Source organism: Pseudomonas sp. WT-JTC, assembly GCF_056711565.1.
Window position 1 is genome coordinate 4,011,768 of record NZ_CM160042.1, and the last position, 13,183, is coordinate 4,024,950.

Here is a 13,183-nt window from a genome sequence, read left to right on the forward strand (position 1 = left end):
CGCCCCTACCCCGCGTCCGGCGCGAAACGTTGCGCGTACTCTCTGGGGCTCACGCCAAGGCGCCGGACGAAAACCTTCCTCAGTACGTCGACGCTGTGATAACCGCATCGGCGTGCGACCTCTTCCATCGAGCGTCCGCCCAGTTCGAGCTCCCGGCAAGCCGCTTCCAGCCGAACGTCTTCAACGTACCTGGCGGGCGTGGTCTGCAACTCCCGCTGAAAGATCCGTATCAAGGTTCGGACGCTGGTGGCAAAGCGATCCGCGAGGATTTCCACGGTTAGCTGTGAACCCAGGTGTTCGCTGATCCAGTGGCGCAGTTCATCCAGATTTGAACCGGGGACCTGCTGCGATTGCAGGGCGACGCTGAACTGCGCCTGCCCACCGGGACGGCGCAGGAACAGCACCAGGTTTTTCGCGATGTCCAGCGCGGCGTCATCCCCCAGGTCTTCGCTGACCAGTGCCAGGGCAAGGTCGATGCCCGCCGAGATGCCGGCCGAGGTATAGACGTTGCCGTCCTTGATCCAGATCGGATTCGGATCGACCTGCACCTTGGGATAACGCTCGGCCAGGTCGCGCGCCATGCGCCAGTGAGTCGTCGCACGGCGCCCGTCCAGCAGACCCGAATCCGCCAGGGCGAACGCACCGACACAGATCGAGCACACCCGGCGTACGTTTTGTGACCTCGCGCGAATCCATTCGATTGCCGCCCCGTCCAGTTGATCGATTGCCTGCCAGCCCGTCGCCACGATCAGCGTGTCGATGGACTTGTCGGCACGGCGCTCGTGCTCAAGGGTCGTGTGGGCCATGAGCCCGATGCCGGTGCTGCTGGCCATCTGCGGGTCGACACCGGCGCAGACCAGCTCAAGTACGTAAGGCGCGGACGCTCCCTCGTGCAGATTGTTCGCCAGGGAAAACACCTCGGCCGGGCCGATCACATCGAGCCCGTCCACGGGTGGCAGGCCCAATATCACGATGCGTTTTGGCGTACGGCCAATCGATGGCTGGCCGGGTTTTGTCTTGCTGGTCACGGCTGACTCCTGCAGGTTCAAGGCGTCAATATTGGCACAAATCATCCGTAAATAGTCAATTGTGCCACCCGCCAAATCCCTAGAGTGAACGTCAAGTCATCTTCATCCCCGGGAGGCAACATGAATACACCCATCAACATCGGCGGCTTCAGCGCACCAGACTCCGAACTGGCCCGCAGAGCCGCTTCGCTCGTGGAACGCGTCCACTCCAGGGCGCTTTTGCATCATGTGCACCGGACATGGTGGTTTGCCGAATTCCTCGGCCAGCGCCGGGGCTTGCAGTACGACCGGGAAGCGGTCTACCTCGCGGCACTGCTGCACGATCTTGGGCTGACGCCCGAGTTTGCCGCCGACCAGCGCTTTGAGGTCGATGGCGCCGATGCCGCCCGTCGTTTTCTCTTGGCCAACGGTTATGCGCAGGCAAAAGCCGAACAGGTCTGGGATGCGATCGCCCTGCACTCCAGCGCCGGCATCGCCGACCGTAAGCAGCCGGAAATCGCCCTGATCTATCTGGGCGCCCATGTCGATGTCATGGGGCTGCATCTGGATGAAATAACCCCCTCGCTGGTCGACGACACGCTCGCGCTCTACCCCCGCATAGGCATGAAAGCGGCCTTTACCCAAGCCCTGGCCGAAGTGGCCAGGAAGAAACCCCATACGGCCATTGGCACCGGGCTCGCGGATGTCGGGCGTCGCCACATCCATGGCTTCGATTGCCCGAATGTCTGCGACCTGATCGACGACGCGCCCTTCGACAGCTGATCCAATCCAATCGTTTTTTTGCAGAGAGAGACTCCATCATGCAACCACGTACCTATCTCATCACCGGGGCAACCGGTAAAACCGGCGTCCATACCGTTCGTCATCTGCTCAATGAAGGTCATGCGGTGCGCGCTTTCGTGCATCAGCTGGACGAGCGCAGCACTGCATTGCAGAACGAGGGTGCCGAAATCTTTGTTGGCGACCTGCTGGAGCATGACGACATCTTGCGTGCCATGGATGGTGTGACCGGCGCTTACCTGTGCTACCCGGTTCGCCCCGGCTACATTCAGGCGACCGCCTACTTTGCCGATGCCGCACGGCGCGCAGGCGTCGAGGTGGTGGTGGAAATGTCGCAGATTTCCGCTCGCGAAGACTCGCTGAGCCATGCCGCCCGCGACCACTGGATCGCCGAGCGCGTACTCGACTGGTCGGGCGTGCCTGTGGTGCACATTCGCCCGACATTCTTTTCCGAATGGCTGATTTTTCCGTGGGTGCTGGATCAGATCGTCAAGGAAAACAAGATAACGCTGCCGTACGGTAACGGGCGACACGCACCGATTGCCGCCGAAGACCAGGCCCGTGTGATCGCCAGGCTACTGACCCAGCCGGCCGGTCATATCGGCAAGACCTACCCGCTGTGCGGCCCGGTCGAACTGAGCCATGGGCAAATCGCCGAGGAAATCAGCGCCATCGTCGGCCGCACCATCACCTACAGTCCATCGACGCTGGAGGAGTATCGCCAGCACCTGCAGACCTACGATCTGCCGGAATTTGTCATCCAGCACTTTCTGGAGGTGGCTGTCGATTACCAGAACGGGATCTTTGCCGGAGTGGATGGCGTGATCGGGCAGATCACCGGTCAAGCGCCGCAAACGGTGGCTGACTTCGTACGGGCCAATCGCCAAATGTTCGAACAGTGACCGTGGCGGGCGTATGCGTCGGTCACTGAAGACCCGCGCATACGCCCAACGCCTTCAACAGCAGCGCGTATTGCACTTGCCCCGGCCAAAACGCGCTTCCTGGCGTTCGCGGAAAAACGCCTCATGACTCATCACCGGCTCGCCCGGACGGTTTCGGGCCATTTGCGCCACGTAGTTGTCGTACTCGGGAACGCCCACCATCAATCGGGCGCTCTGACTGAGCAATCTGGCGAGCTGCTGCAATTTGCGGAACATGGCTGATCTCTCTGTGAACGTCGGACCTGGCCCATGAAACCGCGCTCATGTATCTGCATTGTGTCCATTTCGGGCGCCTTTGTATTTTCAAGTATCCGGGGTCGTACCCGATGGAGCCCCGGCAACCCGCTACACTTTCCTCGCTCCGCCGCTGCACCCGAGCGGCCAAAAACCCCTGACTTATAATCTGGAGGTATCCCATGAGCGACAGCAGCGAACTCACTACCTTTACCGGCTGGGCCGCCACGGCAGCGGGCGCGCCACTGGAACGCTACAGCTACGATCCCGGCCCGTTGGGAAACGATGAGGTGGAGGTCGCGGTGGAATATTGCGGCGTCTGCCACTCCGACCAGTCGCTGATCGACAACGATTGGGGGATCAGCCACTACCCGTTCATTCCCGGCCATGAAGTAGTCGGCCGTATCGTGCGGGTGGGCGCCCAGGTGCGCGGCCTGGAACTGGGCCAGCGGGTGGGCATCGGTTGGTACAAGGGCAGTTGCATGCATTGCACGTCGTGCATCGAAGGCTCCCATAACCTGTGTAGCACGGTTCAACCGACCATCATCGGCAGCAACGGCGGCTTTGCCGACCGCATTCGCGCGCACTGGGCCTGGGCCCTGCCGATTCCGGACGGGCTCGACCCGGCGTTGGCCGGGCCGTTGTTCTGTGCCGGCTCGACCGTGTTCAACCCGCTGTTGGAATTCGGCATCAAGCCCACCGACCGGGTCGGCGTGGTGGGTATCGGCGGCCTCGGTCACCTGGCGCTGCGCTTTCTCAACGCCTGGGGCTGCGAAGTCACGGCGTTCACCTCTTCGCTGAGCAAGCAGGACGAAGCCAGGCGCCTGGGCGCGCACAAGGTGGTCGCCTCGACCGACACCGATGCACTCAATGCCATTGCCGGCACCCTGGATTTTCTCCTGGTCACCGCCAACGCCAACCTCGACTGGACCGCCATGCTTGCCACCCTGCGCGGCAAGGGTCGCCTGCACTTTGTCGGCGTCGTGCCCGATGCCATTCCGGTGCACGTGTTCAACCTGATTCCCCAGCAAAAAGTCTTGTCCGCCTCACCGGTCGGCTCACCCGCCAACACCGCGACCATGCTGGAGTTCTGCGCACGCCATCAGATCCTGCCGCAGGTCGAGATGTTTCCCATGAGCCGGATCAACGAAGCCATCGATCATCTGCGCAGCGGCAAGGCGCGATACCGCGTGGTGCTGGACGCCAGTCAATGACAGGCGACGAACGAAGAAAAAGGGCCGCTTGTTCAAACGGCCCTTTTTTTGCTCAGGGATTGGCTACTTGCGCCGGCGCCGACGGCATATGCGGGTCATCCCAGGTGAACCGATAGGCTTTGCTGGTTTCTTGCGGCAGGCATTTGCCGTTATCGGCATCCGCCCCCACGATCGACCAGTTCGCCCGGGAGTTTTCACCCAGTTCACGGGCCGCTTCGGGATTGAAGCACTGGCTCAGTACGTCATCCGGCACCAAGGCGTAGGCCTTGGGGTGTTCGCGCAGGTACAGCGCGGCTTTTTCGATGGACGAATAGTCCATGCCGAAATGCACGATCGGCTGACGGGCAAACAACCAGTGCCCCTCTTCCCAGTTGACCAGCACCAGATCGGCGCCCTGGGTCATGGTCGCAGCCTGTGTCATGAGCACCTGATCGATGTTGGTGCCTTCCTTGAGCGGCTCGATGAAACCACGGGCGAACCACAACACGAACCAGGTCGCCACCAGTGCCGGGAACACCCGGCGCAAACGCGGGTGCCTTTTGAACCAGCGCTTGAGCAGCCACGGAATCAACGGCGCGGCGACCAACACCAGCCCAGGCAGCGCCGGGTAGATGTACAACTTGCGCTTGCCGCTGCTGATGCAGAAAAACAGCACCACCAGTGCTACCCAACCGAGCAATACCAGGACCCGGCCGTCACGTTTTTGCAACTGACGGCGCCAGGCGGGCACCAGCCATGGCAGCACCAGCACCAACGGTAGCCAGTACTGCGGAATCACGTTGGTGAAGAAGTACCAGAACGGTTCGCGGTGATGCCACGCAGCGGCATAGCGGCCGGCGGTCTGGTGCAGGAGGATTTCCCGCGCATAGGCAATTTCGTCTTCGCTGCCATTGAAGATGATGGACAAGGCCAAGGGCAACAACCAGATCGCAATCGCCGCAAGCATCAGCGCAAACCCCAGCAACCACTTGCGCGCCTCGCCGGGCATGGCCACCACACCGGGCCAATCTTTGCGTACCGCATAGGCGTAAGGAATCAGCAACAGCGCTGGCAAAAATCCCACGCCCTTGGTGATCACGCCGATGCCCATGGCCGCGCAGCCCACGTAAAACCAGCGCCATGCCGGGCCGAGCAGCAGGTGTCGCGCCAGACCGTACAGGCCCAGGGAGGTGAACAGAATCAACAAACTGTCGATCTGACCGGTACGCAGGATGCTGTAGGTCTGGTATGTCGCCAGGTACAACAGTGCGGCGTTGCGCCCGGTACGCTGGGTCCACAGGCGACGGCCCAGGTCATAGACCATCGCCGTGACCGTCACGGCCGAAAACAGTCCCGGGATGTAAAGGGCGATGTTGGGCTTGCCGGTCAGCCAGGTGAAAAACGCCACCGTCCACATGAAAATCGGCGGCTTGTCGCCGTAGATCTCGGCGGCCCGGTGCGGGATCAGCCACGAGCCGTTTTGCAGCATCTCCAGTGCGACGCCGAGGAAGCGTTCCTCATCCACATTCTGGGCCTGGCGCAGCCCCATTCCCGCGCCTATCAGCAACAGGGCAAGCAGCATCAGGCCCAGGCACTCGACCCTGGGCGACAACGATCTACGCATGGTTTATTCCTTCACGCTTCTGCTTTTGGCAATCAATTGCAGGTTGCGAAAATACACAAGGGAGCCGAACGCCTGCCCGGCGATGAACACCGGGTCCTCGCGATAAATGGCGTAGGCGAGCAGCAAGGTGCTGCCGACGATGCTCAGGTACCAGAAGTTGGTCGGGATCACGCTGCGTTTCTTGTACTCGCTGTACAGCCACTGCAGGACAAAGCGCCCGGTAAAGGCCACCTGCCCCGCAAAACCGACGATCAGCCACAGGGTTTCACGAGACAACATCATCCTTCGATCTCCTGGGCAATGGTGTTCAGCCGCGTGCGCTTGATCAGCCACCAGACCCCGAACAAATCGAGAATGCCGACCAGCGCGCGGTCGATGTTGCCGTATTTCGACACCCCGGCCGTGCGCGGCCGGTGGTTGACCGGGTGCACGATCATGCGCCCGTTATGGCGCTGGATCAGTGCCGGAATATAGCGATGCATGTGGTCGAAGTACGGCAGGCGCAGGAACGCCGCGCGCTCGATCAGCTTCAGGCCGCAACCGGTGTCCGGGGTGGCGTCCTTGAGCAGGCGCCGGCGCAGGTTGTTGGCGAAACGCGAGGCGTAGCGTTTGCTCGCGGTGTCGCGGCGATTGACCCGGTGCCCGGCAACCAGTTGCACATCGACCTGGCCCGGTTCGCCGCGCACCAGCGCGAGCATGCCGGGAATGTCCGCCGGATCGTTCTGGCCGTCGCCATCGAGGGTCGCCAACCATTGCCCACGGGCCTCGCGCGCCGCGTGGTACAGCGAGGTGCTCTGCCCCAGCGAACGCTCGTGATGGAGGATGCGCAGGGTGTCCAGGCCGTCGTGGCGCATCTGCCGCAATTCCTGCAGGGTCGAATCGGTGCTGCCATCGTCGACCACGATGATTTCGTAAGCCTCATCGGCCAGTGCCACGCGGATTTCCTCAAGCAATGGCTTGAGGTTGTTCGCTTCGTTCTTGGCGGGAATCAGTACGGATACAAAAATGTCTTGGCTCATGGAATCTCTCTCGCCTTTTTGATTTTTTCGAGATCAGAGGCGAACGCTTCAAATCTGGTAGAACTGCCGATACCACTTCACAAATTCACCGACGCCGGTTTCGAGCGTCACCTGCGGGCTGAAGCCCACCCACTCGGCCAGTGCCGAGACATCGGCCCAGGTCTTGACCACATCACCGGCCTGCATCGGCAGATAGTTGCGCCGGGCCTGCAGGCCCAGGGCGGATTCCAGGCAGTCGACGAAATCCAGCAACGCCACCGGCATGCCACGCCCGATGTTGAAGAGCCGGTTGACCCCGGTGGCGGAACCTTGCGGCACCGGCGGCTTCGGACGTAGTCGGGCAATACCTTCGACAATGTCGTCGACGTAGGTAAAGTCGCGCGACATCTGCCCCTGGTTGTAAATGTCGATGGGCAGGTCTTTGAGGATGGCGTCGGTAAACTTGAACAGCGCCATGTCCGGGCGGCCCCATGGACCGTAGACGGTAAAAAAGCGCAGGCCGCTGGCCTTCAAGCCATACAGATGGCAGTAACTTTCGGCCAGCAGTTCATTGGCGCGCTTGCTGGCGGCGTACAGCGAAACAGGATGTTCGACAGGGTCCTCGACACTGAACGGCATCTTGCTGTTGGTGCCGTACACCGAACTGCTCGAGGCGTAGATCAGATGCTCGGGGCGATGGTGCCGACAGGCTTCCAGCACATTGAGGAAACCCACCAGGTTCGACTGCCCATAGACATCCGGGTTGTCCAGCGAATAGCGCACGCCAGCCTGGGCGGCCAGGTGCACCACCTCGGTAAAACGGTGTTCCTGGAACAGGCTCATCAGCGCCGGTTTATCGACGATGTCCATTTTCCGGAAACGAAAGCCCGGCAAAGTCTCCAGCACTTCGAGGCGTGCGTGCTTGAGTTCCACGTCGTAGTAGTCGTTGAGGTTGTCGATACCGACAACGTCCTGACCCTCGCGGCACAAGCGCTGGACTGTATGAAAACCGATGAAACCGGCCGCACCGGTGACCAGCACGGTCATTGGGCGCACGCCTGCGACTGCGCAGCGATTGGCGCGAGATTACTGATCCAGACCCTCGTCAGCTTCATGTGTACTTCCTGTTTATGGCGTCATTCGCGCAATGTTACGTTATGAAACTTATAAAACAGAAACATTTCAGTTTCGATAATTCCGCGCACGACATCAGCAAAAAAAAGATATTTGGCCGAAACGGCCGCCATTATTTGGCCGATATGCCATGCGGCTTGTAAAACCGGAACAAACCGATATCCACGGTCCTGATGTATTCCTTGGCCCAATCCGGGTTGACGGTACGGTCATGGAAATACAGGGCACCCTGCGTGCGATCCGGCAGCTCCTTGTTCAGGGCCTTGCGCGCGATTTCCTTGGCCATCGCGTAGGGCACCTCTTCCTGCACCGAATCGGATTTGCCGTCACACCACCAGGAGAACTGGCAACTCCCGGTCTCGGAACCCTGCTTGACCACTTTGCACACCGTGTCCGGAAAGCCCTCGTGGCCCAGGCGATTCATGACCACGTTGGCCACCGCCTCCATGTCGGCGGGGTCCTCGCCCTTGGCTTCCCAGTAAATCGAGCGGGCCAGGCAGGTGATAGCATCGTCCAGGGGCGCGGACCCCGCCGGGTCAACGGCCTGGACTTCGGACGGGGTAATGGCTTCAGCCTTGGGTACCGGTGCGGGGTTGCTGTTTTCGGCGGCTTTGTGTTCCAGCACCTCGGCCTTGTTCTCGGCCGCTTGCTGCTTTTGCGCTTGATCCCCGCCGGATACCGGGCCGACAAGCAACGTGAGGGCGAGGCAGGTGGCGATCCAGTCGAGACGCATGATCGGTGTCACTCGGGGGAGTGGTTCGCTTCAGTGTAGTAGTGAAATGATTTCACCCGCCCCACTACACTCTGGATAAATCGGTTGCCCTGAATGGGCCAACTTCGCGCATCATTGGCGCAAACTGCTCAAGAGGGATTTTCATGGGTTTCATCTCATCCGCAATGCGCTTGGCCGGTTTGTCACTGGGCCTGGTATTCGCCGCCAACGCCTCGGCGGCGGACGAATCGCAATTGATCGAATCGATCAACGTCTACCGCAGCCAACTGCAGCGCTGTGCCGGCCAGGTTTCCTCCGAGTTGCCGCCACTGTCGGCCGACCCGCGCCTGGTGCTGACCGCCCCGAGCATCGGCAATCTGCAGCAGGCCATGGCCACTGCGGGTTATCCCATGAAGAATGTGCAGGCCATCAGCCTGTCCGGACCTCGCGATGCGGCCTCGGCGATGAAGGCGATCCAGGAAAGCTTTTGCCAGATCGTCCTCGACCCGCAATTCGTCGATGTCGGCGTCAGCCGCCAGGACCGTGAATGGCGCATCGTGGTCGCACGGCCATTGTTGAGCGCGCGCCTGGGCGACGCACAGGCCGAAGGCCAGAAACTGCTGACCGAAGTCAACGCAGCACGCACCCGGCCACGCCAGTGCGGCCCGCAATCCTTTGCCGCCGCGCCGGCGCTGGCCTGGAACGCCACACTGGCCAGCGCCGCCGAAGGCAACTCGCGCTCCATGGCCAACAACAACTACTTCGACCACAAGGACCGCGACGGCCGCACACCGGGTGACCGCGCGGAACTGGCCGGCTACGACTTCCAGCAGATCGGCGAAAACATCGCCGCCGGGCAAGACACGCCACACAAAGTGGTCGAAGGCTGGCTGGCCAGCCCCGGCCATTGCGCCAACCTGATGAACCCGCAATTCCGCGAACTGGGCGCCGCTTACGCGACCGACCCGAAGAGCGATGCGGGGATTTACTGGACGGCGATGTTTGGGGCGCAGTAATGACAAGGCTCTGTGCCCTTCAAGTTTTTTTGCGGTGAGGCTGAAGTCCTTGGCGCACAGAGGGCGTCGCGCTCGGACTGTGCAACCGAAGGTATACATATCCGTTTCTTTGGTAACGGCGGCTTATGATTCCGCCCTTACGGCGGGTCACTTTGGGGCCGGAATGCCGGCCCAGCCCAAAGTAACCAAAGGGCCTATCCCCTGACGTACGGCCCTTCGCCTAGGCTCAGGGTTCCCTCGCTCCGACGGGGCAGGGCAGATCAAAAGCCAAAGCAAAAGCCAGGCGGCCTTCGGGCCGACCTGGCTTTCGTGGCTTTACTCAATCTTCTGTAGGAGCGAGCCTGCTCGCGAAAAATGCCCAGACAACGCGCTCATCCAGACACCCCGCGTCATCGTTGACGTCCATCGCGAGCAGGCTCGCTCCTACAGGGAATCGGGGACGCCAGCCAAGACCAGGTCGGCCCGCAGGCCGCCTTGCCTCGCTTTTGCTTTTGCTTTTGCTTTTGCTTTTGCTTTTGCTTTTGCTTTTGATCTTCTTGCCCCCTCGAGAGGCCGAGCGCAGGTTCTGCGCAGTGGGCAACCCGGCATGGATGCCGGGTTAGCCGCGTACGGCCAAGGATGGCCGATCGCGGCGGGCCCACGGAGCAGGACCGGAGCGAGGGAATGCCGAGCCTTGGCGAGGCACCGAACGTCAGGGGCAAGAGCCCTTGGTTACTTGGGGCCGGGCGGCGCTCCGCTCTTCCAAGTAACCCGCCGTAAAGGCGGAACCATAAGCCGCCGTTACCGCAGGAATGGATGTTCACACACGCCCCAAACTGAACTGCCCCCCTTAACGACTTGCCATCAATGACTACTCATGCCGGCAGCATGCATCAACATCCGCAATCCCCCCGCCACTACCCCCAACCCAACCACACTGCCCGACCAGATCACCACCAGCCACCCCAGGTGCTTGTACCAAGCCACCGGTGCCGGTTCACAAGAATCAATGATAGCCATCGCCAATCCTCACTTTGCCGCGGAATACGTAGTAACTCCAAACCGTGTACATCAGAATGATCGGCAAAATGAACAACGCCCCGATCAGGATGAACAACTGGCTGGTCGCCGGTGACGCCGCCGCCCACAAGCTGATGGAAGGCGGCACGATGTTCGGCCAGATGCTGAACGCCAGGCCGATGTAGCCCAGGAACACCAGCATCAGGGTGAAGGCAAACGGCCAATGGGTGTGGCGCTGGCGCAGGGTCTTGAGCAAGCCGAACACCGCCAACAGGGCCAGCACCGCAAGACCACCGAACACCGCCAGGTGGGCATGGGCAAACCAGCGCGTGGCGATTTCCGGATGCAAAATCGGCGTCCACACACAGATCACACCAATCACCGCCAACAGCAGCCACGCCAGGGGCCGGGTGAACAAGCGCATCCGCGACTCCAGCATGCCTTCAGTCTTGACCAGCAACCACGTACTGCCCAACAGCGCGTAGGCAATGATCAGGCCGACACCACAGAACAGCGGAAACGGTGCCAGCCAGTCCAGCGAACCACCGGCGAACTGCCGGTCGACCACCGGGATACCGGCAATGTAACTACCGATCACCACACCCTGGGAGAACGTCGCCAGCAACGAACCGCCGATGAACGCCATGTCCCAGATATGTCGCTTTTCAGGGCTGGCCTTGAAACGAAACTCGAACGCCACGCCACGAAAAATCAAGCCGCACAACATCAGGATCAGCGGCAGGTACAACGCTTCCAGAATCACCGAATAGGCCAGCGGGAACGCGCCATACAGCGCCGCGCCACCCAGCACCAGCCAGGTCTCGTTGCCGTCCCAGACTGGTGCCACGGTGTTCATCATCACATCGCGCTCCTTCGCATCCGGGATCAGCGGGAACAGAATCCCCAGCCCCAGATCGAAGCCGTCCATGATCACGTACATCATCACGCCGAAGGCGATGATCACGCCCCAGATCAGCGATAAATCGATACCTTGAATACCCATGATTCAACTCCCTTCCTTCAATTGACGCGGGCGTCGGTTTCGAGGATTTCGGCGTCGGCAGACAGTGGCCGGCGCGGTGTGATCACCTGGTCGGAATGCCCGTCGACGGGATGCCCGTGATGCGGCTGCGGCCCTTTGCCGACCAGTTTCATCATGTAGCCGATGCCCACCGTGAACACCGAGAAATAGATCACCACGAACAACGCCAGCGAAATGCTCAACTGCGCGACACTGTGATTCGACGCGGCATCGGCGGTGCGCAACAGGCCATACACCACCCACGGCTGACGCCCGACTTCGGTGGTGATCCACCCGGCCAGCATGGCGATCAGGCCGCTTGGGCCCATCCACAGCATCAGGCGAAGGAACCAGCGATTGCGGTAGATGGCGCCGCTGCGGCGCAGGGCCAGGCCGAGTACGCCGGCCAGCACCATCAACATGCCCAGCCCGGCCATGACGCGGAAACTCCAGAAGATCACCGTCGCATTGGGCCGGTCCTCTTTCGGGAAGCTCTTGAGCGCCGGGATCTGCTTGTCGAGGCTGTGGGTCAGGATCAGGCTGCCCAGGTACGGAATCTCGATGGCGTATTTGGTTTTCTCGGCCTGCATGTCGGGGATGCCGAACAGCACCAGTGGCGTCGCTTCGCTCCCGTTGTTTTCCCAGTGGCCTTCAATCGCAGCGATTTTCGCCGGTTGATGTTCCAGGGTGTTCAAGCCGTGGGCGTCACCCACCACGGCCTGGATCGGCGCGACGATCAATGCCATCCACAACGCCATCGACAGCATCTTGCGCACTTGCCGGGTGTCGTTGCCGCGCAGCAAGTGCCACGCCGCCGACGAGCCGACAAAGAACGCCGTGGCCACGAACGCGGCAATCGCCATGTGCGCCAGGCGGTACGGGAACGACGGGTTGAACACGATGGCCAGCCAGTCCAGCGGCATCACGCGACCGTCGACGATCTCGAAGCCCTGGGGCGTTTGCATCCAGCTGTTGGACGCGAGAATCCAGAAGGTCGAGATCAAGGTGCCGATGGCGACCATGACCGTCGAGAAGAAGTGCAAGCCACGCCCTACCCGGTTCCAGCCGAACAGCATGACCCCGAGGAAACCGGCCTCGAGGAAGAACGCCGTGAGCACTTCATAGGTCAGCAACGGCCCGGTGATGCTGCCGGCGAAGTCGGAGAAACGGCTCCAGTTGGTGCCGAACTCGTAGGCCATGACCAGCCCCGAGACCACGCCCATGCCGAAGTTGACGGCGAAGATCTTCGACCAGAAATGGTAGAGATCACGATAGGTGTCGTTGTGGGTCTTCAGCCAAAGGCCTTCGAGCACCGCCAGGAAACTGGCCAGCCCGATGGTGATGGCGGGAAAGATAATGTGGAACGAAACCGTGAACGCGAATTGAATCCGCGCCAGGTCCAGTGCCTCCAGGTTAAACATGTCGATATCCTCATTGCGGCTGAAAAACGGCGGCACACGGCCGGGCCACCGTCAGGCCGGAGGGCCTGCAGCCAACACAAGT

The 13,183-nt window shown here is 61.2% G+C and carries 14 protein-coding genes; 4 read left to right on the plus strand and 10 right to left on the minus strand.

The window, feature by feature from the left end; genetic code table 11:
* Positions 1-5 precede the first annotated feature (5 nt).
* Positions 6-1,028: a GlxA family transcriptional regulator gene (locus AC06G5_RS18220; RefSeq protein WP_413426804.1), complete on the minus strand. Its 1,023-nt coding sequence runs from the start codon at positions 1,026-1,028 to the stop codon at positions 6-8.
* Between the two features lie 120 nt (positions 1,029-1,148).
* Between AC06G5_RS18220 and AC06G5_RS18225 the strand changes: the two genes are divergently transcribed.
* Together AC06G5_RS18225 and AC06G5_RS18230 are read left to right on the plus strand one after the other, a co-directional pair.
* On the plus strand, positions 1,149-1,790 hold the full coding sequence (locus AC06G5_RS18225; protein ID WP_480457909.1) for an HD domain-containing protein: 642 nt from the start codon (positions 1,149-1,151) through the stop codon (positions 1,788-1,790).
* 38 nt (positions 1,791-1,828) lie between these two features.
* Entirely contained in the window at positions 1,829-2,710 is an 882-nt protein-coding gene (locus AC06G5_RS18230) for an NmrA family NAD(P)-binding protein (RefSeq protein ID WP_480457911.1), read from the plus strand.
* 54 nt (positions 2,711-2,764) lie between these two features.
* Here the strand turns inward: AC06G5_RS18230 and AC06G5_RS18235 are convergent, their stop codons facing one another.
* Positions 2,765-2,965: a YbdD/YjiX family protein gene (locus AC06G5_RS18235; RefSeq protein ID WP_480457913.1), complete on the minus strand. Its 201-nt coding sequence runs from the start codon at positions 2,963-2,965 to the stop codon at positions 2,765-2,767.
* 200 nt (positions 2,966-3,165) lie between these two features.
* On the opposite strand from AC06G5_RS18235, the gene ahr reads away from it, so the two are divergent.
* Positions 3,166-4,197 (plus strand): NADPH-dependent aldehyde reductase Ahr, encoded by a 1,032-nt coding sequence (ahr, locus tag AC06G5_RS18240; RefSeq protein WP_480457915.1) that lies wholly within the window; start codon positions 3,166-3,168, stop codon positions 4,195-4,197.
* 52 nt (positions 4,198-4,249) lie between these two features.
* Here ahr and AC06G5_RS18245 read toward each other — a convergent pair whose 3' ends face one another.
* The 5 genes from AC06G5_RS18245 to AC06G5_RS18265 form a co-directional block, all read right to left on the minus strand.
* Complete coding sequence (locus AC06G5_RS18245; protein WP_480457917.1) at positions 4,250-5,800, minus strand: ArnT family glycosyltransferase; 1,551 nt, start codon at positions 5,798-5,800, stop codon at positions 4,250-4,252.
* A gap of 3 nt (positions 5,801-5,803) precedes the next feature.
* Complete coding sequence (locus AC06G5_RS18250; RefSeq protein ID WP_480457919.1) at positions 5,804-6,082, minus strand: lipid-A-disaccharide synthase N-terminal domain-containing protein; 279 nt, start codon at positions 6,080-6,082, stop codon at positions 5,804-5,806.
* A complete protein-coding gene (locus AC06G5_RS18255; protein WP_322616459.1) occupies positions 6,079-6,819 on the minus strand; it encodes a glycosyltransferase family 2 protein in 741 nt (246 codons plus the stop codon). Before AC06G5_RS18255 ends, AC06G5_RS18250 begins: the two co-directional genes overlap by 4 nt.
* A 48-nt stretch (positions 6,820-6,867) precedes the next feature.
* Positions 6,868-7,845: an NAD-dependent epimerase gene (locus AC06G5_RS18260; protein WP_111287024.1), complete on the minus strand. Its 978-nt coding sequence runs from the start codon at positions 7,843-7,845 to the stop codon at positions 6,868-6,870.
* Between the two features lie 199 nt (positions 7,846-8,044).
* Positions 8,045-8,665 (minus strand): cell wall hydrolase, encoded by a 621-nt coding sequence (locus AC06G5_RS18265; protein ID WP_413428682.1) that lies wholly within the window; start codon positions 8,663-8,665, stop codon positions 8,045-8,047.
* A gap of 143 nt (positions 8,666-8,808) precedes the next feature.
* On the opposite strand from AC06G5_RS18265, the gene AC06G5_RS18270 reads away from it, so the two are divergent.
* On the plus strand, positions 8,809-9,660 hold the full coding sequence (locus AC06G5_RS18270; protein ID WP_480457922.1) for a CAP domain-containing protein: 852 nt from the start codon (positions 8,809-8,811) through the stop codon (positions 9,658-9,660).
* Positions 9,661-10,503: 843 nt separating this feature from the next.
* Here AC06G5_RS18270 and AC06G5_RS18275 read toward each other — a convergent pair.
* The 3 genes from AC06G5_RS18275 to AC06G5_RS18285 are packed head-to-tail and all read right to left on the minus strand — an operon-like array spanning position 10,504 to position 13,101.
* Positions 10,504-10,659 (minus strand): DUF2474 family protein, encoded by a 156-nt coding sequence (locus AC06G5_RS18275; RefSeq protein WP_413428680.1) that lies wholly within the window; start codon positions 10,657-10,659, stop codon positions 10,504-10,506.
* Positions 10,646-11,662, minus strand: a complete 1,017-nt coding sequence (gene cydB, locus AC06G5_RS18280) for a cytochrome d ubiquinol oxidase subunit II (RefSeq protein WP_413428679.1) — start codon at positions 11,660-11,662, stop codon at positions 10,646-10,648. Before cydB ends, AC06G5_RS18275 begins: the two co-directional genes overlap by 14 nt.
* Before the next feature lie 17 nt (positions 11,663-11,679).
* Entirely contained in the window at positions 11,680-13,101 is a 1,422-nt protein-coding gene (locus tag AC06G5_RS18285; RefSeq protein WP_480457925.1) for a cytochrome ubiquinol oxidase subunit I, read from the minus strand.
* Positions 13,102-13,183: the final 82 nt, after the last annotated feature.